This window comes from Vibrio sp. T9 (genome assembly GCF_003123985.1).
Lineage (GTDB): Bacteria > Pseudomonadota > Gammaproteobacteria > Enterobacterales > Vibrionaceae > Vibrio > Vibrio diabolicus.
Window position 1 is genome coordinate 494,996 of sequence record NZ_NIGY01000002.1, and the last position, 25,077, is coordinate 520,072.

Below are 25,077 nucleotides of genomic sequence, written 5' to 3' on the forward strand. Positions count from 1 at the left end.
TTTATTCCACCGTTCAACATAATGTCTAATTTTCGCCCAATATAACGGAATTAAGAATCGATGAGTGAGTATAAAGATACCCTGAACTTACCTGAAACAGGGTTTCCAATGCGCGGCAATCTGGCCAATCGTGAGCCAGAAATGCTTAAGCGTTGGTACAAAGAAGATCTTTACGGTGAAATCCGTAAAGCTAAGAAAGGCAAAAAGTCATTCGTATTGCACGATGGCCCTCCTTACGCAAATGGTGACATTCATATTGGTCACGCACTAAACAAGATTCTTAAAGACATTATTATTAAATCCAAAACACTTTCAGGTTTTGACGCACCTTACATTCCTGGCTGGGATTGCCACGGTCTACCTATTGAATTAATGGTAGAGAAAAAAGTAGGCAAGCCAGGCCAAAAAGTGACGGCAGCAGAATTCCGCGAGAAATGTCGTGAATACGCAGCAGGTCAGGTTGAAGGTCAGAAAGAGAGCTTCAAACGCCTTGGTATCATGGGTGAGTGGGACAAGCCATACCGCACTATGGATTTCGCAACTGAAGCGAACATTATTCGTGCTCTTGGTAAGATCGCAAGCAATGGTCACCTGCTAAAAGGTTTCAAACCTGTTCACTGGTGTACAGACTGTGGTTCTGCTCTTGCTGAAGCGGAAGTAGAATACAAAGATAAAGTATCGCCATCTATCGACGTTCGTTTTAAAGCGGCTGACGAAGCGGCACTGTTGTCTAAGTTTGAGCTGACTGAAGGTCATGAAGGTAAAGGCGATATCTCTATTGTCATCTGGACGACAACTCCTTGGACGCTTCCCGCGAACCGTGCTGTGTGTCTACGTGATGACCTTGAGTATGTACTTATCCAAGTTGAAGGCGAGCAACCTGAGCGTATCATCGTTGCTGCTGAGCTAGCGAAAGACGTAATGGACCGTGCGGGTATCGAGCACTTCCACAACCTTGGCTTTGCTAAAGGTGCGGAGCTTGAGCTTTCTCAATTCCAACACCCATTCTACGATTTCACTGTACCGGCGATCCTGGGTGATCACGTTACGACTGATTCAGGTACTGGTGTTGTTCACACTGCTCCTGGTCACGGTCAAGAAGACTTCGCGGTTGGTAACAAGTACAACCTAGAAGTAGCAAACCCAGTTGGCTCAAACGGTGTTTACCTACCAGATACAGAGCTATTTGCTGGTCAGCACGTATTTAAAGCGAACGATGCAGTAGTAGAAGTACTAAAAGAAAAAGGTGCACTACTACACCACCACGCTTACGAGCACAGCTACCCACACTGTTGGCGTCATAAGACTCCAATCATCTTCCGTGCTACACCTCAATGGTTCGTTTCTATGGACCAAGCTGGCCTACGTGCTAAAGCATTAGAGTCAATCAAGAATGTAGAGTGGATGCCTGAGTGGGGTCAAAGCCGCATCGAAGGTATGATCGAAGGTCGCCCTGAGTGGTGTATCTCTCGTCAACGTACTTGGGGTGTGCCAATTGCTCTGTTTGTTCATAAAGAAACAGCAGAACTTCATCCAAACACACTAGAGCTTATCGAGAAGGTTGCTCTGTTGGTTGAAGAGAAAGGTATTCAAGCGTGGTGGGATGTTGATTCAGCTGAGCTACTAGGTGACGAAGCAGACCAGTACGAAAAAGTACTAGATACGCTAGACGTATGGTTCGATTCAGGTGTGACTCACTTCTCTGTTGTTGATGCTCGTGAAGAGTACAACGGTAATAGTGCAGACCTATACCTAGAAGGTTCTGACCAACACCGCGGTTGGTTCCAGTCTTCTCTAATTTCATCTATCGCGATGAAAGACGAAGCGCCTTACAAACAAGTACTGACACACGGTTTCGTGGTTGATGGTCAGGGTCGTAAGATGTCTAAATCTATCGGTAACGTGGTTGCGCCAAAAGACGTAACTAACAAGCTAGGTGCTGACATTCTTCGTCTATGGGTTGCTTCAACAGACTACACTGGTGAAGTTGCGGTTTCTGATGAAATCCTAAAACGTAGCGCAGATGCTTACCGTCGTATCCGTAACACAGCGCGTTTCTTCCTTGCTAACCTAAGCGGCTTCAACCCTGAAACAGACATCGTTCCTGTTGAAGAGATGGTTGCGCTAGATCGCTGGGCAGTTGGTCGTGCGCTAGCAGCACAAGAAGAGATTGTTAAAGCATACGAAGAGTACAACACACACGGTGTGACTCAGCGTCTAATGCAATTCTGTTCGATCGAAATGGGCTCTTTCTACCTAGACGTAATTAAAGACCGTCAGTACACAGCAAAACGTGGCGGCAACGCTCAACGTAGCTGTCAGACTGCACTTTACTACATCGTAGAAGCGCTAGTTCGTTGGATGGCGCCAATCATGTCGTTCACTGCAGATGAAATCTGGAACGAAATGCCAGGCGAGCGCGACAAGTTCGTATTCACTGGTGAGTGGTTCGACGGTCTATTCGGCCTTGCTGAAGGTGAAGAGCTGAACAATGAATTCTGGGCTGAGATCCAAGCGGTTCGTGGTGCAGTAAACAAACTTCTAGAAGATGCGCGTAAAGAGAAAACCATCGGTGGTGCACTACAAGCTGAAGTGACTCTATTTGCTGATGACGCTTTAGCGGCGAAGATCAACAAACTTGAAGATGAACTGCGCTTTGTTCTACTAACCTCTGCGGCGAAAGTTAAGCCTCTAGGTGAGAAGACTGATGCAGCACAAGCCACGGATATCGAAGGCTTGTTTGTTGAAGTAGCAGCAGCTGAAGGCGAGAAGTGTGATCGTTGTTGGCACCATACGCCAGACGTAGGCACAATTGAAGGTCACGAGAAAATCTGTGGTCGTTGTGTGTCTAACGTAGAAGGCGAAGGTGAAGTACGTAAATTCGCGTAATTGCCTAGAACGACTGAACTTTTTTTAAAATTAACAGCCCCAGTATTTACTGGGGCTGTTTGTAGGTAAAGTAATGAGTGAAAAAGCACTGTCTTTAAAGCAATCTGGTATTCGCTGGTTATGGTTAGCGGTGGTTATCTTTTTAGCTGACATTGGCATTAAGTATGTTGTAATGAACAACATGGGATATGGCTGGGCAAACCGCATAGAAATTTTGCCATTCTTTAATCTTTTGTACGTGCATAACTATGGTGCTGCTTTTAGCTTTTTGAGTGATCAAGCGGGCTGGCAACGTTGGTTATTTACAGGTATTGCTTTTATCGTTACAGGTCTTTTGACTTACTGGATGAGCAAACTACCAGCGAAAGAGAAATGGAATAATATTGCTTATGCCATGATTATTGGTGGCGCAGTAGGCAACGTATTCGACCGAGTAATACATGGGTTTGTCGTGGATTATTTGGACTTTTTCTGGGGTAATTATCACTGGCCAGCGTTCAACCTTGCAGACATGGCGATCTGTATTGGTGCCGCGATGATTATTCTTGACGGCTTTCGAAAGAAAGACGAGGCGAAAGCCTAAGTAGTGGCAGTGTATATTGCGAAAAGTTGAATAACCCTAAGCGTCGCCCGTTGATTCGAGCGACGCTTTTTATTATGTTGGAGCGCCAATCAGCATATCAATGTATAAAAAGACCAAGCTGACAGCGTAATAACCCAAGAACAAGGAAGCAGTAACGTGACAACAATAACCAATGAATCTGTAGTAACCCTTCACTTTACGATTAAAATGAAAGATGGATCGGTTGCGGATAGTACTCATAACATGGGTAAACCAGCGAAATTTGTTATGGGTGATGGCAGCTTGAGTGAAAACTTTGAGCAGTGCTTGATAGGCCTCGAAACAGGCGCACAAAAAGCGATTGAGCTAAAAGCAGAAGACGCGTTTGGCATGCCAAACCCAGACCATGTACACCATATGGATCGCACTAAGTTTGTAGGTGATGCAGAAGTAGAAGTGGGTACAATCATGGCGTTCAGTGGTCCTGATGGCATGGAAATCCCGGGCATTATTACAGAGATTGCTGGCGATTCAGTCACTGTGGACTTCAACCACCCTCTAGCGGGACAAGACGTGACTTTCGAAGTTGAAATTTTGTCAGTAGAATAGCGAACCCAATAAAGATAATTTCCATGAGCAATGAAATGAAAATCCTATTAGCTAACCCACGCGGCTTTTGTGCTGGTGTAGACCGTGCGATTAGCATCGTAGAGCGTGCGCTAGAGATGTATCAGCCACCGATTTATGTTCGTCATGAGGTGGTGCATAACCGTTTTGTGGTTGAAGGGCTAAAACAACGTGGCGCTGTCTTCGTTGAAGAGCTGCATGAAGTGCCAGACAACAACATTGTGATTTTTTCTGCTCATGGTGTATCGCAGGCGGTTCGTCAGGAAGCCAAGCAGCGAGATTTGACGGTATTTGACGCGACTTGCCCGTTGGTAACCAAAGTGCATATGGAAGTAGCGCGAGCAAGCCGCCGCAATATGGAAGTGGTTCTGATTGGTCACGCAGGTCACCCTGAAGTGGAAGGCACAATGGGGCAGTACGCGAGTGAAACCGGTGGTATGTACTTGGTTGAAACCCCGGCCGATGTTGAGAAACTGAAGTCGATTGTGAAAGATCCATCTGATCTTCATTACGTAAGCCAAACGACACTTTCTGTAGATGAAACTGCCGATGTTATCGAAGAGCTACGCCGCGTCTTCCCAGATATCCAAGGACCACGTAAAGACGATATCTGTTACGCGACACAAAACCGCCAAGATGCCGTACGTGAATTAGCGGGTGACGTAGATGTGATGGTTGTGGTGGGTTCTAAAAACTCATCAAACTCTACACGTCTTAAAGAGCTAGCTGAAAAGCTAGGGACACCTGGCTACTTAACCGACTGTCCGGAAGATATCAAACCTGAGTGGTTCAAAGGCAAAACAAAGGTCGGCGTGACTGCGGGGGCATCTGCTCCGGAAGAACTCGTTAATCAGATTCTAGAGCGAATCAAAGAACTCGTCGGTGCCGAAGCGGTTGATGAAGTACTTGGTCGTGAAGAGAATATGTTCTTTGAAGTACCCAAAGAACTGCAAATCAAGCAAGTGGATTAATCTCCATTTATCGAATATTAAAAAGACGACCAGCGGGTCGTCTTTTTTACATCTCTCTCAGTTCATTTAGGTAATCACGAATTTGGTCTTTCCCTAAACCATCGATAATCATATCGGACATCTTCGTGATTCTTCGCTCAAGCGACTGAGCAACCCTTTCGCAATGTGCGTACACCTCTTCATCAGAACCTTCAGTCGGAAAGGCATCGACTTGCCAGTTTACTCGAACGCCACCCGCAAGCCACTGAGGAGCTGCCTCTTGATGCAAAGAGTCACAGAGAATAATCACGATGTCAGGAAGAAACTGAGTTCGCTCTTCCCATGAATGGGTGTGGATATGTGGAATGGGAAGTTGGTGGTCATCTAAATATTTTTGCACCACCGGGTGAACTGTGCCTGTAGGATGAGAGCCGCCGCTGGCGACACTAAACTCTGCTGGCAGGATATGGGTTGCGATCGACTCAGCGAGCACACTTCGTCCAGCATTGTGCTTACATATGAACAAAACTTTATACATCATCGCCTCGTCTTTCCGGAGCGTCTTATTTATACGCTAGCGGAAACTCTGCGGTGATGTGTGAACTTTTTGTGTTAGTGGCTAATGCCCAGCATCTCTTTGAGCACTTTAAGGTAGCGGCGGCTTACTGGTATCTCAAAGCCAGTTTTGGTGATGATTTCTGCTAATCCGTTTTCGAGTAATTTGATTTCGCTGATGGCCTTAATACTGACTAAGTATTGGCGATGACAGCGTACCAGTGGGGTTTTCTCTTCTAGCGTTTTTAATGTTAGTTGAGTGCTCGCGGCTTGGCTGGTGGAGCGTACATGCACGCCGCTGATGTCACTGTATGCACATTCTACCGTGTCGGTGGCCATGATGACGATACGGTTGTGCCCGATGCACGGAATCTGATCTAAAGTGTCGGGCGTAATAGCAGACAGCTGTTGAGTTAGGGCGGATTGACTAATGACTTTATTTAGCCGTTTGACCGTTTTGGTTAAACGGCATGGGTCGACAGGTTTGAGCAAGTAATCAAAGGCGTTGTCTTCAAACGCTTGAATTGCATACTGGTCGTAAGCCGTGACAAAAACCACATAAGGCATGGTTTCTGGATCAAGCATTCCAAGTAGTTCAATCCCAGTGACTTGAGGCATTTGGATATCGAGAAACACCACATCAGGTTTGAGCTCATTGATTTTTTTTAGACCAAGGATCGCGTTTGAGGCATTGCCCACCACTTCAACTTGTCCTGTTTCATCCAATAACTCTGTCAGCTCTTCACGAGCAAACTGTTCATCATCAATGACGAGTGCGGTTAACATCCAACATTACCTTTATTGCTTCAGCGTGCTTTTATGATTTTGGGGAATGATAAAGCTCATTTTAGTAAATTGATGTGGCTCGCACGTAATTTTTAGCGATGCATCACGCCCAAATTGATTAGTGAGACGTTTGTCGACAATTTCTAAACCTAGCCCGGAGTGGTTTTCTTTTGGCGGTTCAAAACTGCCTGCATTGTCTTCGACAGTAATCAAATGACCTTGTGGGTGTGCTTCGCTGTATATATGAACTTTACCACCTTCAAGCATGTTTGAAATGCCGTGCTTAATGGCATTCTCAACCAAAGGCTGGAGTGTAAAGCTTGGCAATTTGATGTCCAGCAATTCAGGTTGAATATCGATTTCAACCTCTAAGCGGTCCGTAAAACGAGCTTTTTCGATGCTCAAGTACGAGTTCACATGTGCAAGCTCTTCCTTTAGCGTTACGGTATTAATGTTCTGCTTTAAATTGCTGCGGAAGAAGTGCGATAAATTTTGGATTAGCTCGCGCGCTTTGTCAGGATCACGACGAGTAATCGCACTAATAGTATTGAGTGCATTAAACAAAAAGTGTGGATTCACCTGAGCGTGAAGCAGTTTGATTTCTGCTTGAGCGAGTAAGGCTTGTTGTTGTTGGTAGTCGCCATACAAGATTTGGCTAGAGAGAAGCTGAGCTATCCCTTCCGCCATTGACATGTTGGCCGTGGAGAACAATTTACGCTTCGGTTCATACAGCTTAATGGTACCAATGACCTCTTTTCCCGCACGCAGTGGGATGATCAGCGCGGAGCCAAGTTTGCAGTCTTTTGCGATGGAACATTGGTATGGACGTTCTGCGCCATCAAGATAAATGATGTCGTTTTTCTCCATGGAGTCTAATGTGCTTTGCGATGAAATCGGCGTGTTCGGTTTATGGTGATCATCGCCAATGCCCACAAACGCCAAGATTTTTTCTTGGTCGGTAATCGCGACAGCGCCCACTTTGGTTTCTTCATAAATAATACGCGCGATTTTCTCTGCGTTTTCGGTGTTGAAGCCGTTGCTTAGAATTCCCACTGAGCGATCAGCAATGGTGAGTGCTCGACGCGAAAACGTCGCAGAAAACTTTTCAAAGATCGCTTTTCTGTCTTGCAGGATACTCATGAACAATGCCGCACCAAATGAGTTCGCGATGATCATCGGTGCTGCAATGGCAGACACCAGCTCATAGGCTTGATCAAAGGGTTTAGCGACGGCGAGCAGCAAAATCATTTGCACCACTTCTGCAACAAACGTGACGCTGAATACGACGCTTGGATTAAACAGCAATGCGCCTTTATTTCGCTTGATAAGGTAAACGTGGAGCAAGCCACCAATTACACCCTCGGCGGTGGTTGAAATTGCACAGGCGAGGTCAGTAAAGCCACCAAGAGAGTATCGATGGATGCCACCAGTAAATCCGACGGCGAAACCTACAACAGGTCCACCAAACAGCCCGCCCATGACCGCGCCGATCGCGCGAGTATTAGCAATAGCATCGTTGATGTGCAGACCGAAATAGGTGCCGAGAATACAAAAGCCAGAGAAGAGTACGTAACAAATTAGGCGGTGGCTTAAGCGCGAAGAAATACTCAGCAAAGGTAAGATGATTGGCGTTTTACTTAGCATGTAAGCCAAAACTAAGTACACACACATCTGTTGTAAAAGGGAAACGACCAGTTCCATAGTGAACCTAACCTAGAATCAATGTTGTTATTGTATACCTAAGTCACCTCAAGATGCTTGGCTCAGATAAATAAAGACACCTAAATACATGGCGCTGCGCTCCGAGTTCTGAATCTTAAAGTGACTTGGGTATAAAACAAAAAGAGCCTGCAATTGGCAGGCTCCTATCTTAGTCACTCGGATGTGACGAGTATTACGCTGTTTCTGACACGGCTTGTGGTTTCTCTTCGTCAGCCAGTTCAGTTTCACCTTTACCCTTAGAGGTTTTGATAACGTAACCAGTCACTGCTAGGGCAAACACAATACCGACGATAGTTGATAGTTGCATTGGCAGGCCAAAACCTAGCGAGCTGTTGTTTAAGATGAACGTGACACATACCGTGGTCATGAAGATAGCAGGGATAGTGGTAATCCAGTGCAGCTTGTTGTGACGTAGTAGGTAAGCGGACGCAGTCCAAAGCATCATTACTGCTGTTGTTTGGTTAGCAAAACCGAAGTAGCGCCAGATAATGCCGAAGTCTACTTGAGTTAAGATACCGCCGATAACGAACAGTGGAAGTGCCATCAGTAGGCGGTTACGTAGCGTCTTTTGTTCCATGTTGAAGTATTCAGCAAGGATCAGACGGCTTGAACGGAATGCTGTATCGCCAGACGTAATTGGTAGGATAACCACACCTAGGAACGCAAGGATACCACCGAACACACCAAGCAGACCAAATGATGCGCTGTATACCACGTTACCAGGACCACCGTTTTTCACAGCTTCTGATAGTGCGTCTAGAGAGCCGAAGAAAGACAGAGCGATAGCACACCAGATTAGCGCGATAACACCTTCACCAATCATTGCTCCGTAGAAAACGAAACGACCGTTTTTCTCGTTTTCCATACAACGCGCCATCAGTGGAGACTGAGTCGCGTGGAAGCCAGAGATAGCGCCACATGCAATAGTGATGAACAATGCAGGCCATAACGGCATGTCATTTGGGTTGAGGTTAGAGAACATGTCCGAAACTTGGAAGTCACCCATTACTGTGTGTTCGCTAGAGAAAGCAACGGCTGTCATTAGGCCAACAGACATAAAGATGAGTAGGGCGCCAAACAGTGGGTAGAAACGACCAATGATTTTATCGACAGGAACAATCGTCGCAATGATGTAGTAAGCGAAGATAGCGATAACCATAGTAGTCATGCTTACGCTCAAGCTTGTTTGATCATTGATGAGGTTAGTAATCATGCCTGCAGGAGCAGAAACGAACACTACGCCAACAAGAAGCAGTAGGACAATGGCAAAAATATTCATAAAGTGTTTTGCGCCATTACCTAGGTAGCGACCTGTGATAGTAGGTACAGATGCGCCGCCGTTACGCACTGAAAGCATGCCTGAGAAGTAATCGTGTACTGCGCCAGCAAAAATACAACCGACAACAATCCAAAGCATTGCCGCTGGACCGTATAGTGCACCCATGATTGGGCCGAAAATTGGACCAACACCAGCGATGTTAAGTAGCTGAACTAGATAAACTTTCTTTGTTGACATTGGAACGAAGTCAACACCGTCCGATTTGGTGTGAGCAGGCGTTTGGCGTTTTTCATTGATGCCGAAAATCTTCTCGACGAAAGCGCCGTAGATGAAGTATCCGCCGATTAGGGCTGCGACACAGGTTAGAAACCACATCATAGCAATTGTCCTTGGTCTTAGTTGGGTAGGGTAATTTTTTAATCTCAGGATGCATGTTATGCGTCACTTGTGTTAAATGCATTCGGTTAGTAGATGAGTGGTCGAATAGAGCACTGAGTGGTCGATATACTGCTTGAGCGGTTTTTAAAATTGGCGAACGGTTGATTGCAGTAGTGAGCGGTTGATTCGAGGCGTCAGTGGTTTAATCTGCAAGCTAAGCGGCAAACGCCAATAATTAGTGGTAAGCTTATTTTTGAAAACAATTACTTAAGGAAGAACCATGAAAAAGGCAACGTTAGGTTTGGCGCTGGCTTTACTTGCAGGATGCGCTGCAACGACGGAAGATCTTGCCAAGTCAGGAGATTGGCATCAGATCGGATATCAAGATGGTGTAGCCGGACATACATCACGCACGATGAGCGAGCTGCGTGAGTTGGGTAGCGTTAAGCAAAGTGACTACGACCAAGGTTATTTAGAGGGGCTACGTGAATACTGTAACCCTGCTTTTGCGTATCAAATGGGGTTATCTGGTCAGTATTATGAAGGGGTTTGTGAGGGTACTGAGCAAGCACAAAAATTCCGTATGGAATGGCAGCGTGGCTGGAATGAGTACTCAAATTAATAGTCAATAAAGCCGCTGTGATACCGTCTGCATAACATAAATGTGGCAAAATCTCTATTATTAAACTATGTTCATATTGCTTGATAGTGAGCACAGAAAAAAGGAATCACATTATGTCAACGCAAATGGCTGGTGGCTGGAGTCCATTTAATGAACTCAAAGCAGAGGATAAAGAAGTATTTGCTAAAGGTATCGAGGGGTTTGTCGGCGTCAAATACTCCCCTTTGGTTGTGGCTACTCAAGTCGTAGCCGGACAAAACTATGCGTTTTTCTGTAATGCAGAAGTTGTCTACCCTGGAGCACAACCATACCCAGCAATGGTTCATATGTTCAGCGACCTTGAAGGTAAAGTCGGTATTACTCACATTGAACGATTGAACTACTAAATTAAGCCATAAAAGGCGCCTGACTTTTAAATAAGTGAGGCGCTTTATTGATTAAGATTGATTCGCTTGATCGATCACGACTTTTCTTAAATATCCTTGTTTGGCTTTCAGTTGCTCAGTCGCGCTTTCTTTATCCAGCCCGGTTAAAATCATCAAAATCGCTAACTTGGCGTCGTAGTCCGTTTCTTTGAGCGCAGTTTTAGCCTCTTGGTTAGTACAATCTGTTGCTTGCATAACAATACGAGCCGCTCTTGCAACTAGCTTTGCATTCGTCGCTTTCACATCTACCATTAAGTTCTGATAACTTTTGCCTAGGCGAATCATGCTTGCAGTAGTGAGCATGTTCAGGACGAGCTTTTGCGCCGTCCCTGATTTTAAGCGAGTGGATCCCGTTAACGCTTCAGGTCCAACAACGGGGCTGATCGCAATATCGGCAATATCTGCAATCGGAGAGTCAGGGTTACAAGATAGTGCTACAGTGGTGGCACCAAGTTCGTTCGCATACTCTAAGCCACCGATCACATACGGTGTCCGTCCACTTGCCGCAATACCAACGACGACATCGTGTTGTGTTAGCGCATTCTCTTTAAGATCTTGCTCGCCTAGTGCAGGATCGTCCTCTGCCCCTTCTTTCGCGCGGAACATTGCCTCTTTTCCACCCGCAATAATGCCAACGACCATCTCTGGATCCGTGCCAAAAGTTGGTGGGCATTCTGAAGCGTCCAAGACGCCGAGCCGACCACTGGTGCCCGCACCGATGTAAAACAACCGACCTCCGATCTTAAATGCTTCCGTGATCTTATCAACGGCTTCAGCGATCTCAGGCAACACTTTTTCAACGGCAAGAGGAACGAGTTTGTCCTGTTGGTTGATGCGTTGAACAATATCGAGAGAAGGCAGCAAGTCGATGTCCATGGTGTCTGGATTTCGCCCTTCAGATACCAGATGGGATAAAGCTGCGATAAGTGCATCGTTCGTCATAATGAATTAAGCCTTTTTGTTTAGGATCTATTGCCCTTAATTTTTTGAATAGAGTACACCCAGTGAAGCGAGACGACTTGCCCCCGTAACTTCCGGTAAGTTGCTAGGGAGGCTATGAATATAGCGCTGCGCAAGCCAAGCAAATGCCATGGCTTCCATGTAGTCACCATCAACGCCTTTTTCTGCCGTTGTCGCAACGTGCCATTGTGGCAATAACTTAGTCAATCGCTGCATTAAAAGTGGGTTTCTTGCTCCACCGCCACAGACCAATAGTTGAGGTGTGATGCCATGAGAAAACTTGTCGACTTCGTTGGCAATGGTAATCGCAGAATATTCGCAGAGTGTACGCTGTACGTCTTCGGTTGGTAAATTGTAATGAGCCAGTTGCTGATGCAGCCAGTCAATATTGAACAGTTCTCGCCCGGTACTTTTAGGGGCTGGCATGGCGAGGTAAGCTTCTTTAAGTAATTGAGTCAACAAAGTAGCGTTTACCGTTCCTTTCAGTGCAAATTGTGCATCTTTGTCGAAGCTTTGCCCAGTGTGCAGAGCACACCACGCGTCCATCAACATGTTGCCCGGACCTGTGTCATAGCCAATGACTGGTTGCTCGGGATGCAGTACAGAGATGTTGGCAATGCCACCGATGTTCAGCACGACGGTGGTGGAATCTTGCATGGCAAAGATACTTTTATGATAAGCGGGAACCAGCGGTGCACCTTGACCACCTAGCGCCATATCTTTACGTCGAAAATCTGCAACCGTATCAATCCCTGTTTTCACTGCGATGATGTTGGCATCACCCAACTGAGTGGTAAAGGGTAACTCTCCAGTAGGTTGGTGGAATACCGTTTGACCGTGATTACCAATCGCACGAATTTGTTCCGCGACGCAGCCAGACTTATTGAGCAGTTGTAAAACGGCGTCAGCGAAGAGGTGGCCAAGTTGGTGATCCAATTCACCTATGGCTTTTAAATTTGTGGCTTGACCGGTACAAACAGATAACAGCATTTCTTTCAGTGCTGCGGGCATTGGGTAATCGTCGTGCGCAACCAGACGAACGTGCTCATCACTTATTTCAACCAGAGCGGTATCAACGCCGTCCATACTCGTTCCAGACATCACACCAATGTACAGTTCGTTAAATTTCATAGCCGATCTCGTCAATTCTTCATTCACTTATTGTAAAGCAAATCTGAAGCGAATAACCTCATCGAATACGAGATATTCAGCCGATTTTGAGGAGAAAACATGGGACCGTTATGGGTTGACGTCGCGGGTTATGAACTGACCGCTGAAGACAAAGAAATTCTGGAACATCCTACGGTTGGTGGCTTAATTCTATTTGCTCGCAACTATCATGATAGTGAACAGCTTCAAGCACTTACTCAATCAATCCGCAAGGCTGCCAAGCGCCCGATTTTGATCGGTGTGGATCAAGAAGGGGGGCGAGTACAACGCTTCCGTGAAGGTTTCTCGTTGATCCCTGCAGCCGAAGAATACGCCAAACATCAAAATGGCGAAGAGCTAGCACGTATGGGCGGTTGGCTAATGGCAGCGGAGTTGATCGCACACGACATTGATTTAAGCTTTGCACCCGTGCTCGATAAAGGTCATCAATGTAAAGCGATCGGTAACCGAGCATTTGGCGAAGATGCCGATACCATTCTTCGATTTAGCACCGCTTACATGCAGGGCATGAAGAGCGTTGGAATGGCAACAACAGGCAAACACTTCCCGGGTCACGGTGGTGTGATTGCTGACTCACACTTAGAAACGCCATACGACGAGCGCAGCGACATTTTTGAACAAGACATGGCCATCTTTAAAGCGCAAATTGATGCCGGTATTTTAGATGCCATGATGCCTGCTCACGTGATTTTTCCGAACTACGACTCTCAGCCTGCGAGTGGTTCAGAATACTGGTTGAAACAAGTTTTGCGACAGCAACTCGGTTTTAAAGGCTTGGTTTTCTCCGATGATCTGACGATGGAAGGCGCTGCAATCATGGGTAGTCCTGCCGAGCGTGGGGTTCAAGCCTTGAAAGCCGGTTGCGATATGCTATTGATGTGTAATAAGCGTGAAGCACACATTGAGGTGTTGGATAACTTGCCAGTATCAACAGTGCCACTGGCGGATGCGTTACTGAAAAAACAGTCGTTTTCTCTAAGCGATCTCAAGTTATCTCAAGAGTGGAAAGCGGCGAGTGAAGCGATGAAACGCTTGACCAGCTAAACCTCTTGTAAACGATTCAAAACACCGATTAGAAGCCAAAGTTAATTATACTTTGGCTTTTTATTTGACTGTAAATAATAATTTACACCAAATGTTTTTTATTGTGTACGCTTGTTTTTCTTTTTTAGCCTGTTATCTTGTCGTTAAAGCTTAGTTGTCTCACCAAGGATTTGGTTGGGTGTAAAAATAAATATACAGGTTAGAGTTATGCAGAAAAGTGAGTTGAGCAATATTAATATTAGCGAAGAGCAGGTTCTTATTACCCCAGAGGAGCTAAAAACCAAGCTTCCTTTGAGTGAAAAAGCGCGCCGCTTTATTCAAGAGTCTCGCCAAACTATCGCTAATATTATTCATAAAAAGGATCATCGCCTGCTGGTTGTATGTGGTCCATGTTCTATCCACGACGTGGAAGCGGCGAAGGATTACGCAAAACGTCTTAAAGCGCTCTCTGAACAACTAAGTGACCAACTGTATATTGTTATGCGTGTTTACTTTGAAAAACCACGCACCACGGTCGGCTGGAAAGGGCTGATTAACGATCCGCACCTCGATGGCAGCTTCGATATTGAACATGGTCTGCATGTTGGACGCGAACTGCTAGTGGAATTGGCAGAGATGGAAATCCCGCTCGCGACTGAAGCTCTGGACCCAATTAGCCCACAATACTTGGCGGACACTTTTAGTTGGGCTGCGATCGGCGCACGTACTACGGAGTCACAAACTCACCGTGAAATGGCAAGTGGCCTGTCTATGCCAATCGGTTTTAAAAATGGCACGGATGGCAGTTTGGCAACCGCAATCAATGCGATGCAAGCTGCGTCTTCTAGCCACCGTTTTATGGGGATCAACCGTGAGGGACAAGTAGCGCTATTGACCACTCAGGGTAATGCTAATGGACACGTGATCTTACGTGGTGGCAAGCAAACTAACTACGACTCAGTGTCAGTTACTGAGTGTGAGCAAGAAATGGCGAAATCTGGCCTTGATGCATCATTAATGGTGGATTGTAGTCACGCCAACTCACGTAAAGATTACCGTCGCCAGCCATTGGTCGCAGAAGATGTTATTCACCAAATCCGTGAAGGTAATAAGTCCATTATCGGCCTTATGATTGAAAGCCATATCAATGAAGGAAATCAATCTTCTGACTTAGCTCTCGAAGAAATGAAATACGGTGTATCTATCACTGACGCGTGTATCAATTGGGATTCAACTGAGGCACTATTACGTCATGCACATGAAGAGCTAGTGCCTTTCTTAGAAAATCGTCTAAAGGCTAATTAATACAGGATTTAAGGAACATCAATGGCAGTTGAACTTAACGCATTACGCGATCAGATTGATGCAGTCGACAAGCAAATGTTGGAGCTATTGGCTCAGCGTTTAGCGCTCGTAGAGAAAGTTGGGGAAGTAAAAAGCGAACATGGTTTGCCTATTTATGCCCCTGATCGTGAAGCGGCGATGCTGGCTTCTCGCCGAGCAGAAGCTGAGAAAATGGGAATTCCTCCACAGCTTATTGAAGATATTCTGCGTCGTACCATGCGTGAGTCTTATGCCAGTGAAAAAGACTCCGGTTTTAAGTGTTTGAACCCTGAATTACGCTCAGTTGTCATTATTGGTGGTAATGGCCAGTTAGGCGGCCTGTTTGGACGTATGTTCAAGCTATCTGGTTATCAAGTCAAAGTGCTTGGTAGCAAAGACTGGGAGCGTGCGGATGACATCCTAAAAGATGCGGGCCTGGTGGTGGTTACTGTGCCAATTCACCTAACAGAAGGTGTGATTGAAAAGCTAGGTAATCTGCCACAAGACTGTATTCTGTGTGACCTGACTTCTATAAAATCTAAGCCACTGCAAGCAATGTTGAATGTGCACCAAGGACCGGTGGTTGGTTTACACCCAATGTTTGGTCCAGATGTGCCGAGCCTTGCCAAGCAGGTGATTGTGTACTGTGATGGGCGTGGAAATGATCAATACCAATGGTTGCTGCAACAGTTTGGTATTTGGGGCGCGAGCTTGTGCCAGATTGATGCGCAAGAGCACGATCATGGCATGACGTTAATCCAAGCGCTGCGTCACTTCACCTCATTTGCTTACGGCATGCATCTAAGCAAAGAGAACCCGAACATTGAGCAACTGTTAAAGTTGAGCTCACCAATCTACCGCCTGGAGTTGGCGATGGTAGGGCGTCTGTTTGGTCAGGATCCAAACCTCTACGGTGACATTATTCTCTCATCGCAAGAAAACATCGACATGATTAAGCGATTCCACCAACGCTTCGGCGAAGCACTTGCGATTTTGGATAGCAAAGATAAAGCCAAATTTGTCGAAAGCTTTGAGCAGGTGAGTGAGTGGTTTGGTGATTATTCACAACAATTTATGAATGAGAGCCAAAACTTACTCAAACAGGCGAATGATAATATTCATCGCGGTTAATCGCGGGTTATCTATCCGTGTGGAGCCCGAAACGAAAAGAGCAGCTTACGCTGCTCTTTTTTGTGTCGAGAGATAAATCAGTTAGTCGCGGTATTGCTGGTATCTTCACTTGATACTGTATTGATACTGGTGTCGCGATAGGGGGAGTTGGTTAAATTGACTTGCAGACGCACGACATTATCAATCAATTGAACTAAAGGGCCCCATTTCACTTTTTTCTCTTTTTCAAATACATAATTGAAGTTTTCAGGTGTCCACTCCATCAAGTATTGAGGGTTGAGTGCTCGCCCGAGAAAGCGAACCTCGTAATGCAGGTGCGGGCCAGTGGAATTACCTGAACTACCACATTGAGCAATCACATCGCCTTTACTGACAAATTGGCCGCTTTTCACTTTAAAGCGTTGTAAGTGAGCAAAGGAGCTCATAAAGCCAAATGAGTGACGAATAGTGACATAGTTGCCATAGCCACGATTACTCGGGCGAACGGTTTCCACCACTCCGTCTGCAGGTGCGAGGATTTCTTCTCCTCGTTTACAGGTAAGATCGATACCAGTATGAACGTGTCGTTTACCTGAAATAGGATTAATGCGACTGCCATAGGAAGAAGAAATACGTTGGTATGTCACTGGGCTATCATTTGGAATCAAACGAAACATGGTTGCTCGAACCGCGGAATCGATAGCTGCTGCATCAATTCGCTCTTCTAACGCCATGTTGTTTTCATCGATCATCAGCTCTTCGTCAGCGAGACCTAGAACCGATTCGACGTCGAATACCCGTTTTCCTAATAGCTGAATTTGATTGTTTTTATCGGTCAATGACTGAGAAAGCGAGTGGTTGGTATCAAGCTGCTCTTCATAAAGCGCGGTGATTTCGGCCTTTTCACTTTCTAGTTTGGCGATGGTTTGTGTTAGTTCGTCTTTATTGTGTATCTGCTGTTGATTGAGATACCACGCGCCACCAACGACGGCGGGTAATGCCAATACCGAAGCAAATACTGCTAGGACCGAACTGCGGCCCAAATAGAACTGCTGATCGCCGTCTTTCGTCGGGATCTGCATGATGATTTTTTTAGACATAGTTATTGTTACTTAAATAGGCGTTCATTTATTTTTCTCCTAAATCAGAGAGATGTTCTAACTCTCGGTTCAGAAGGTCGTTATTGCCTACATTCAATTCTATAAATCGTTTTAGTTGGCTAATGCTCTCGATGTCTATCTTGATGATCTTTAACCTAATCTCACACTTAGAAACATCCACAATTTGCGCTTTTAACGTAATCACTTGTTCGGATTGATCAAATGAAAAAGTAACATGGGCTGGAAGGGCTGGATCCAAAGCCTCAGTCTCTTCCACTTTCATGAGTAAACCATGTAAGGAAAGATCTTGAATCCTAGCTTCAATTGCCAAGTCACGTTGTTCTACCTTCGCTGGCGCTTGATGGAGAATGCGTGAAAAGCGTCGTCTCTCTGCCATGTGCATTTTCTCGTCATGTCTTCAAACAGAATTGAATAGTATATCAATGCGAACAAAAAATGTTCGATTGCTGTTTGAAAAGTGTCGAGGTCGCTACAGAGTGACGTAAGTGCAATGTCATGTTCTTAACGAACGAGACGGGCTAATGAGCTCTTTTTTATAACAAAGAAAACAAAGGCCGCTATGATAGCGGCCTTTGTACAAATTACAATCAAACTTTGCGGGTTACGATTACTTCGCAATACGCTTGTATTTGATGCGGTGTGGTTCTGCGGCTTCAGGGCCCAACGTTTTCTTCAACCAGTCCATGTACTCGGTGTAGTTACCTTCGTAGAAGTTAACTTGGCCTTCGTCACGGTAGTCAATGATGTGGGTCGCGATACGGTCAAGGAACCAACGGTCGTGCGAGATAACCATTGCACAACCAGGGAACTCTAGTAGTGCTTCTTCTAGAGCACGCAGTGTTTCCACGTCAAGGTCGTTGGTCGGTTCGTCGAGTAGTAACACGTTACCGCCCGCTTTAAGCAGTTTCGCAAGGTGGACACGGTTACGCTCACCACCTGATAGCTCACCAATGATTTTTTGTTGGTCGCTGCCTTTAAAGTTAAAGCGTGAACAGTATGCGCGAGCTGGGATTTCGAAGTTGTTGATCTTAATGATATCAGCGCCTTCAGAAATCTCTTGGAATACGGTTTTAGAATCGTCCATGCTGTCACGGAACTGATCGACCGATGCTAGTTTTACTGTATCACCCATTTCAATTGTGCCTGAATCTGGTTGTTCAGTACCACTTAACATCTTGAATAGGGTCGATTTACCTGCGCCGTTCGCACCGATGATACCAACAATCGCACCTTTAGGGATGCTGAATGATAGGTCATCAATGAGAACACGGCCGTCAAATGACTTCGTTAGGTTCTTCACTTCAATAACTTTATCACCTAGGCGCTCACCTGGCGGGATAAACAGTTCATTGGTTTCGTTACGTTTTTGGTGATCAGAGCTTTGCAGTTCTTCAAAGCGTGCCATACGTGCTTTTGATTTCGCTTGACGACCTTTAGGGTTTTTACGTACCCATTCAAGTTCTTTCTCGATGGTTTTTTGACGAGCACTTTCTTGAGATGCTTCTTGTTGTAGACGAGCGTCTTTTTGCTCCAACCATGAGGTGTAGTTACCTTCCCATGGGATACCTTCACCACGGTCAAGCTCTAAGATCCAACCCGCGGCGTTATCTAGGAAGTAACGGTCGTGGGTGATAGCGACTACAGTACCTGTGTAATCTACTAAGAAGCGCTCTAGCCAAGCGACAGATTCTGCATCTAGGTGGTTGGTAGGCTCATCAAGCAGCAGCATGTCTGGCTTAGAAAGTAGCAGGCGACAAATAGCGACACGGCGGCGTTCACCACCTGATAGGTGCGCAATTTTTTGGTCCCATTCAGGTAAACGAAGTGCGTTTGCAGCTCGCTCAAGTGCGTTTTCTAGGTTGTGACCATCTTTCGCTTGGATCAGAGCTTCAAGTTCGCCTTGCTCTTTTGCAAGTGCGTCGAAGTCTGCATCTGGTTCTGCGTAAGCCGCATAGACCGCATCCAAACGTTTCAGTGCGTCAGCAACGTCAGCAACCGCTTCTTCAACAACTTCACGAACGGTTTTTGATTCGTCTAATACTGGCTCCTGGGGTAGGTAGCCTACGTTTAGACCAGGTTGTGGACGCGCTTCACCGTCGATATCCGTGTCGATACCTGCCATGATACGTAGCAGTGTGGATTTACCTGCACCGTTCAGACCTAAAACACCGATTTTCGCACCAGGGAAGAAGCTCAGAGAGATGTCTTTAAGAATTTGACGCTTAGGTGGCACAATCTTGCTCACCCGCGACATGGTATATACGTATTCAGCCATTGCCGATCGTTCCTAAATTAACTGTCATTCAAACCCATCATTTTATACCAAGTGCTTTGTTTTTGTTACCGCATTGCAAGAATTTCCCTTTCGAATGGATTTCTTATTTTGAGCTGACCGGAAACTTACACGGTTAGGGTATACACTTTTGTTATTCGTTATAAATGACGAAGTGCTTTCTGCACAAGTTAGGAACTCCTTGTCTCCATCGTCTTAAAAGTTTCACGAGTACAATTTTTAATACACTAAGTTGCTTTACATGGACATCTGCATTCTGTGTAAATAGATGCATGTGTGAAAATTGCCTTAACATCACATGAACGCTAACAAAACGAGGCTTTGGGGCAGTATATGTCTGGGGAAAATGACACAAATGAGATTCAACGTATCTGAATTGGCTAAAAACGTATGCTGCGCAGCCGCGCTGTGTGCGATGAGTTTGAGTGCTAATGCCGCGCTGAGCTTGGAAAAGCAGCGTGAAGTTTATGAGCAAGCTCAAGATTTATTAGATAAAAATGACATCGACGGATACCTTTCGATCCGTCCTAAAATTTCTGACTATCCACTGACGCCTTATGTGGACTACCGAACATTTATTAGACAGTTACCGGAAAAATCGCCACAGCAGGTGAACGAATTTATTTCGGAGTACGAGTCGTTTCCTTTTTCTCGTCGTGTTCGCGCTCCATACCTCAACCATCTTTATAAGCAAAAAGATTGGAAAACCATTACTGAGTTTCAAAAAGTCATTCCAAGTGGCGAGCGTTACCAATGTATTTTCTACGTGGCTCAGTTAGAGCAAGGTAAGAAAGTCGCCGCGTTTAAAGGGGCTGAGCATATGTGGTTGCGTGGCAGAAGTATTGCCGATGAGTGCGATCCATTATTCGCAGCATGGGACAAGGCCGGTGAACGTACTGATGAATTAATTCTCCAGCGTATGCTACTGGCGTTTGATGCACGTAATGGCAGTTTGATGAGTTACTTACTTAAATTGCCTAAATCCTCGCAGGCAAGGCAACAAGCGAAAAAAATGAAGGCGTTGTTTGATAACCCTTCAAGCGTTGCGGAGTTCGCGAAGAAAAAACCGGCTAATGATTTTAATCGAGCGCAAAGCGAATATGCGTTGGAAAAGCTAGCTCGCATGAATACCAGTCAAGCGCAGAGTGCGTATGATGCCGTCATTAAAGGGCAGAAGTTTTCTCCAGAAAAGGCGCAAGCCCTGGCTGACTATATCGCATTTCGATTGACCCGTACTGAGTCTGAGTCACTAGCTAAGTGGCGCGATGATAAAACGAAAACCAGCCAGTACTTACCGCTCATTGAAACTCGCATTCGCTTAGCGATTCAGAACGCGGATTGGAAGGGCGTACAAGAGTGGATTGCCGTTCTCAATAAAGAAGAGCAAGCGTCGCTTCGCTGGCAATACTGGCTTGGACGAAGTGAAATTGCGTTAGGTGATGACATCGCAGGGAAACAGCGTTTAGCGACTTTGGTCGGGCAGCGAAACTTTTATAGTGTGGCAGCCGCTAATGCGATTGGACAATCAATCAAATACCCTACGCATACGGTTAAGTTTGATAAGCGAGTGGTTCAACCCTACCAAGACTCGTTAGTTCGTATTGAAGAGTTGATCGCGACGGATAAAATCGCAGCAGCGAAAAGTGAATGGGCACATTTATTGCGCCGCGTAGGGAAAGATGAAAAGGCGATGTTGGCGGCTTATGCGTCTTCTAAGCGTTGGCATAACCTAACGGTGACCGCGAGTATCCAAGCGCAGATGTGGGATAATATCGAACTGAGGTTCCCGATTGCGCATCGCTGGTGGTTTAACTTTTATGCAAAAAAACACAACATAGATCCCGTGACGATGATGTCCCTGGCTCGACAGGAAAGTGCGTTGGATGTCGAAGCCCGTTCTCCAGTTGGTGCTCGTGGTCTTATGCAGATCATGCCCGCTACAGCAAAGTACACGGCACGTAAATATAAGTTGAGTTATCAAGGTACGCAGGATCTCTACAATGTGGGAAAAAACATCGAAATTGGTAGCCATTATTTGCAAGGCTTATTAGAGGATTACGATAATAATCGTATTTTTGCTCTTGCTGCTTATAATGCAGGTCCTAACAGAGTAAAAACGTGGCGAGAGCGTACCCAAGGAAAAGTGGATGCTTATGCCTTTATTGAGGCAATTCCATTTAGAGAGACACGCGGTTATGTACAAAACATCCTGATGTTTGAAACATATTACCGTGATCTTTTGGGTATCGATGGCGCGTTCTTGAATCAACATGAGATCAATACCAAGTATTGAGTGAGGTAACTTGATGTCGCACGAACCCGAGTACAAAGACTGGCAACAGATTATTGAGCTAATTCGAACTAGCATGGACAGTGAGCAAGATGACATGCTGCTAACCATGCTGATGTCACGTGATGAGAGAGAATCATTAATATCACGCGTTAATATTATTAACGAGCTTCTTAAAGGAGAATTATCTCAACGCCAGATCAGCCAGATGCTTGGCGTGGGTATTGCCACTATTACTCGTGGCTCTAACGAGTTAAAGTCTAAATCTGATGAAGAGAAAGACAAACTCAAGGTTTTGTTAGAGCAAGTTGCGGTATCTAAGTAGCCAGTGATTCCTATTCGCTTTTAGGTATTGGTATCACAAGTGGTTAAGATAACGTGTTAAAAAGGGCGGAAATATCCGCCCTTTTTCGTACCTAGCGAATAGGATGAGCGTTATAAATTTGAAGGGAAGTGCTCAGGGTTTGTGAATGGAATCAGAGCCAGAATCAAGGCTTGATGGTAAACCGAACTTCGAGTCAGCTGGTTTTGGGTGAGCAGGCTGATGGCACCACCTTTCTGTTTGATGTTCTCGGTACCAAACACCTCATCCATGACATCTCCCAGCTCATTCGCATGCTCGAGTTTTTCCAATACTTTGGGCGGCAGCATTAAGCTCGCAGAGCGAGATTCACCGCGGTGAGTATTCGACTCAATAACCATCCACGCAAACGTCACGTTTGTTTCAATTCCCGCTTCAAGTCCGACATAGTAATCCGCGTTTGGCATCTCTACTTTTGCGTTTTTAACGCGGTTTAGTGCACCGCGATGAGTTTCTTCATCAGTCATAGGTTGATCTGCGACTTCACTAGGTACACTGACGCCGACGAAGTTGAACTCTTGGTGCGGAAATGCACTGTTAAATGCACTTTGAACGGCATTAATTTTAGCTGGGTTTAGCGATGCGATTACGACTTTTTGGGTTGCCATGATCTTTTTACTCACTGGTGTCTATTAACTCAATTTTACTTGGGTAGGCTTTACGTTCTCACTAGGGTAACAGCCTAATACTTTCAAGTGTTTAGTGATTTTAGTTAGCTCTTCTAGTGCCTGTTGCATTTCTGTCGAAGCAAGATGAGATTCCAAGTCTACGTAGAACATCTCTTCCCATGGGTTCCCCATAATTGGACGTGATTCTAGCTTGGTCATATTGATGCCGTAACGTTGCAGCACTAATAGTGTTTCAACCAATGAGCCAGCCTCTTGGGAGGTCGACATGATCAAGGTGGTTTTTGCTGGAATCTGAGTTGAAACCTCAACTGGTTTGCGAGCAACCACGATAAAACGAGTATGGTTCTCAGTTTGGTTTGCGATGTTGCCTTGAATTGCTTGCAAGCCGTATAGCTTACCGCTTGATGCATTACCAATTGCAGCAACATCATCACGATCCATCTCTTGAACTTTCTGCATTGCATCTGCCGTGCTGGCGCAAGACTCCAGTTTTACACCTTTCATACGGCTTAAAAACTCACTGCACTGTTGGTGTGGCTGAGGATGTGAATACAGCGTTTTAATGTTTTCCAGACGAATGTCTTTTTTCGCAACCAAGCAGTGCTCGATTGGTTGAGTTAGCTCTCCAACGATGTACAGCGTCGTGTGTTGTAGTAGGTCGTACACTTCATTAATAGAGCCTGAACTGGTGTTTTCGATAGGCAGAACACCATAATCAGCATGGCCCGATTCTACTGTTTGAGTCACTTCTTTGAAGTGTTCGCAGTTGAGCTCGATAAGTTCTGTATTTTTACGGCTGAAGTATTCGCGGCTTGCCAAGTGCGAGTAAGAGCCTTTGGCTCCTAAGAAAGCGACGCGAGCAAGTGGCTTACGACTTTGTTGCGGGTTAACGAGGTTTTGCAGGTAACTTTGCTGAAGAAGCACAGAGTCTTCAATGATGGTATGGAATAGTTTAGTGATGTACTGCGCGTCGAGTTCGTATTTATCTCGGCCATTAGAAATCAGCTTAACTAATAGTTGTTGTTCTCGAACGGCATCACGAACGGGTTTTGAGGTTTGTACTTTACTTTTGGCTACTTCAATGCTGAGTTTACGGCGCTCAGACAATAAGCTGAGAAGTTGGTCATCCAGCTCATTCAAGCGCAAACGAATTTCTTCGAGGGAAATAGGTTGGTCAGTCATCAATTCTTTCCTTATAAAAAAGCCTCCCGATTTGGGAGGCTTTCTGTTTGTTTTTGACTTTTCTTTCACAAACGAGTTCGCCTCTCCGACTATGGGAGGAAAAAGAAGTCAAAAATAAACAGTGAGGTTAAATGCATAAATAGTGCTTAATTTATGAGTGTTTAAACACAATAAGCAAGGCGGGGGAGAGCGTCAAGCAAAAAAATAGCGCCTTTCGGCGCTATTTCCTCAATCTGGTCAGTTTACTCTTCTTCTTCCACTAGCTCTGGCTTATTCGCTCGGCGAGCTTCAGGTTTGTGGGTCAGCTTGTTCAATTGTCGTTCTAGTTTTTGCTCCACTTCGTTGATAGCTGCGTAAAGATCTTCGTGAGTTGCTGAGGCAATGAGCTGGCCTTTAGGAACTTTAATAACCGCTTCGAATTTCTTCTGTTTGTTTGGTTCCTCACTGAAAGTTGCTTGGCAACCAATTAGGTCTACTTGCCATTTCTCCAGTTTTTTAAACTTGCTCTCAATATGAGCTCGGATTGCAGAGGTGATTTCGATGTTTTTGCCAGTGATATTCATTGTCATAAGTGTTTTTCCTCTGTTGCATCCCTCATGGGTTGAGTTCAGATTACCGCTTTAAGTATAAAAAAATGTGACTCAGATCATTATTTTGTTCGGGTTTTTTATGATGAAAAATGAATGTGATCTCACTCAAGATCTGCTGAGATTTATCGTGAAATTGCTTGTTATCGGTTAGTAAATCCGTAGATTGGATAGAGTACTCAGCTGAAAACGTCTTCGTTTTTAGGGAAGTTTTACGGCCTAATATTAGAGGT

Annotated in this window: 23 protein-coding genes and 1 other annotated feature; of the genes, 11 read left to right on the forward strand and 12 right to left on the reverse strand. The window is 45.4% G+C overall.

Features of this window, described 5'->3' with window-relative positions:
* The first annotated feature begins 60 nt into the window (after positions 1-60).
* The 4 genes from ileS to ispH all read left to right on the forward strand — a co-directional run bounded on the left by ileS (position 61) and on the right by ispH (position 5,049).
* Positions 61-2,889, forward strand: coding sequence for an isoleucine--tRNA ligase (gene ileS / locus CBX98_RS06595; RefSeq protein ID WP_109168803.1), 2,829 nt, complete (start codon positions 61-63; stop codon positions 2,887-2,889).
* Between the two features lie 73 nt (positions 2,890-2,962).
* Positions 2,963-3,472, forward strand: coding sequence for a signal peptidase II (gene lspA / locus CBX98_RS06600; RefSeq protein ID WP_005397302.1), 510 nt, complete (start codon positions 2,963-2,965; stop codon positions 3,470-3,472).
* 156 nt (positions 3,473-3,628) lie between these two features.
* Complete coding sequence (gene fkpB / locus CBX98_RS06605) at positions 3,629-4,060, forward strand: FKBP-type peptidyl-prolyl cis-trans isomerase (protein ID WP_012842130.1); 432 nt, start codon at positions 3,629-3,631, stop codon at positions 4,058-4,060.
* A 23-nt stretch (positions 4,061-4,083) separates the two neighbouring features.
* Complete coding sequence (gene ispH, locus CBX98_RS06610; protein ID WP_172605932.1) at positions 4,084-5,049, forward strand: 4-hydroxy-3-methylbut-2-enyl diphosphate reductase; 966 nt, start codon at positions 4,084-4,086, stop codon at positions 5,047-5,049.
* 46 nt (positions 5,050-5,095) lie between these two features.
* Here the strand turns inward: ispH and CBX98_RS06615 are convergent, their stop codons facing one another.
* The 4 genes from CBX98_RS06615 to CBX98_RS06630 all read right to left on the reverse strand — a co-directional run bounded on the left by CBX98_RS06615 (position 5,096) and on the right by CBX98_RS06630 (position 9,748).
* Complete coding sequence (locus tag CBX98_RS06615; RefSeq protein ID WP_109168804.1) at positions 5,096-5,569, reverse strand: low molecular weight phosphatase family protein; 474 nt, start codon at positions 5,567-5,569, stop codon at positions 5,096-5,098.
* Between the two features lie 71 nt (positions 5,570-5,640).
* Complete coding sequence (gene btsR, locus CBX98_RS06620; protein ID WP_006743107.1) at positions 5,641-6,369, reverse strand: two-component system response regulator BtsR; 729 nt, start codon at positions 6,367-6,369, stop codon at positions 5,641-5,643.
* A gap of 12 nt (positions 6,370-6,381) precedes the next feature.
* Positions 6,382-8,070 carry a sensor histidine kinase gene (locus tag CBX98_RS06625; protein WP_109168805.1) on the reverse strand — a complete coding sequence of 563 codons (1,689 nt, stop codon included), beginning with the start codon at positions 8,068-8,070 and terminating at the stop codon, positions 6,382-6,384.
* 193 nt (positions 8,071-8,263) lie between these two features.
* Positions 8,264-9,748 carry a carbon starvation protein A gene (locus CBX98_RS06630; RefSeq protein ID WP_005381914.1) on the reverse strand — a complete coding sequence of 495 codons (1,485 nt, stop codon included), beginning with the start codon at positions 9,746-9,748 and terminating at the stop codon, positions 8,264-8,266.
* Between the two features lie 280 nt (positions 9,749-10,028).
* On the opposite strand from CBX98_RS06630, the gene CBX98_RS06635 reads away from it, so the two are divergent.
* Together CBX98_RS06635 and CBX98_RS06640 are read left to right on the forward strand one after the other, a co-directional pair.
* Positions 10,029-10,370, forward strand: a complete 342-nt coding sequence (locus CBX98_RS06635) for a DUF2799 domain-containing protein (protein WP_012842128.1) — start codon at positions 10,029-10,031, stop codon at positions 10,368-10,370.
* A gap of 113 nt (positions 10,371-10,483) precedes the next feature.
* Complete coding sequence (locus CBX98_RS06640; RefSeq protein WP_012842127.1) at positions 10,484-10,756, forward strand: hypothetical protein; 273 nt, start codon at positions 10,484-10,486, stop codon at positions 10,754-10,756.
* Between the two features lie 51 nt (positions 10,757-10,807).
* On the opposite strand, the gene murQ is transcribed toward CBX98_RS06640, so the two are convergent.
* Together murQ and CBX98_RS06650 are read right to left on the reverse strand one after the other, a co-directional pair.
* Positions 10,808-11,737 (reverse strand): N-acetylmuramic acid 6-phosphate etherase, encoded by a 930-nt coding sequence (gene murQ, locus CBX98_RS06645; protein ID WP_109168806.1) that lies wholly within the window; start codon positions 11,735-11,737, stop codon positions 10,808-10,810.
* A 36-nt stretch (positions 11,738-11,773) separates the two neighbouring features.
* Entirely contained in the window at positions 11,774-12,886 is a 1,113-nt protein-coding gene (locus CBX98_RS06650; protein ID WP_109168807.1) for an anhydro-N-acetylmuramic acid kinase, read from the reverse strand.
* Positions 12,887-12,985: 99 nt separating this feature from the next.
* Between CBX98_RS06650 and nagZ the strand changes: the two genes are divergently transcribed.
* The 3 genes from nagZ to tyrA all read left to right on the forward strand — a co-directional run bounded on the left by nagZ (position 12,986) and on the right by tyrA (position 16,402).
* Entirely contained in the window at positions 12,986-13,969 is a 984-nt protein-coding gene (gene nagZ, locus CBX98_RS06655) for a beta-N-acetylhexosaminidase (protein WP_006743111.1), read from the forward strand.
* A gap of 207 nt (positions 13,970-14,176) precedes the next feature.
* A complete protein-coding gene (locus tag CBX98_RS06660) occupies positions 14,177-15,253 on the forward strand; it encodes a 3-deoxy-7-phosphoheptulonate synthase (RefSeq protein ID WP_005397501.1) in 1,077 nt (358 codons plus the stop codon).
* A 21-nt stretch (positions 15,254-15,274) separates the two neighbouring features.
* Entirely contained in the window at positions 15,275-16,402 is a 1,128-nt protein-coding gene (gene tyrA, locus CBX98_RS06665) for a bifunctional chorismate mutase/prephenate dehydrogenase (RefSeq protein WP_065645177.1), read from the forward strand.
* 77 nt (positions 16,403-16,479) lie between these two features.
* On the opposite strand, the gene CBX98_RS06670 is transcribed toward tyrA, so the two are convergent.
* The 3 genes from CBX98_RS06670 to ettA form a co-directional block, all read right to left on the reverse strand.
* Complete coding sequence (locus tag CBX98_RS06670) at positions 16,480-17,481, reverse strand: M23 family metallopeptidase (protein ID WP_005397491.1); 1,002 nt, start codon at positions 17,479-17,481, stop codon at positions 16,480-16,482.
* A gap of 28 nt (positions 17,482-17,509) precedes the next feature.
* Positions 17,510-17,878: a PilZ domain-containing protein gene (locus tag CBX98_RS06675; protein WP_012842125.1), complete on the reverse strand. Its 369-nt coding sequence runs from the start codon at positions 17,876-17,878 to the stop codon at positions 17,510-17,512.
* 231 nt (positions 17,879-18,109) lie between these two features.
* Entirely contained in the window at positions 18,110-19,777 is a 1,668-nt protein-coding gene (ettA, locus tag CBX98_RS06680) for an energy-dependent translational throttle protein EttA (protein WP_005381894.1), read from the reverse strand.
* A 373-nt stretch (positions 19,778-20,150) separates the two neighbouring features.
* On the opposite strand from ettA, the gene sltY reads away from it, so the two are divergent.
* Together sltY and trpR are read left to right on the forward strand one after the other, a co-directional pair.
* Positions 20,151-22,088 carry a murein transglycosylase gene (sltY, locus tag CBX98_RS06685; RefSeq protein WP_172605933.1) on the forward strand — a complete coding sequence of 646 codons (1,938 nt, stop codon included), beginning with the start codon at positions 20,151-20,153 and terminating at the stop codon, positions 22,086-22,088.
* Positions 22,089-22,101: 13 nt separating this feature from the next.
* Positions 22,102-22,410, forward strand: coding sequence for a trp operon repressor (trpR, locus tag CBX98_RS06690; protein ID WP_012842123.1), 309 nt, complete (start codon positions 22,102-22,104; stop codon positions 22,408-22,410).
* Positions 22,411-22,520: 110 nt separating this feature from the next.
* On the opposite strand, the gene yjjX is transcribed toward trpR, so the two are convergent.
* The 3 genes from yjjX to raiA all read right to left on the reverse strand — a co-directional run bounded on the left by yjjX (position 22,521) and on the right by raiA (position 24,826).
* A complete protein-coding gene (gene yjjX / locus CBX98_RS06695) occupies positions 22,521-23,054 on the reverse strand; it encodes an inosine/xanthosine triphosphatase (protein ID WP_005397487.1) in 534 nt (177 codons plus the stop codon).
* 24 nt (positions 23,055-23,078) lie between these two features.
* Positions 23,079-24,257 (reverse strand): prephenate dehydratase, encoded by a 1,179-nt coding sequence (pheA, locus tag CBX98_RS06700; protein WP_005397485.1) that lies wholly within the window; start codon positions 24,255-24,257, stop codon positions 23,079-23,081.
* A 12-nt stretch (positions 24,258-24,269) separates the two neighbouring features.
* Positions 24,270-24,391 (reverse strand) — a sequence feature (Phe leader region).
* 108 nt (positions 24,392-24,499) lie between these two features.
* Positions 24,500-24,826 carry a ribosome-associated translation inhibitor RaiA gene (gene raiA, locus CBX98_RS06705; RefSeq protein WP_005397484.1) on the reverse strand — a complete coding sequence of 109 codons (327 nt, stop codon included), beginning with the start codon at positions 24,824-24,826 and terminating at the stop codon, positions 24,500-24,502.
* Between the last annotated feature and the right edge of the window lie 251 nt (positions 24,827-25,077).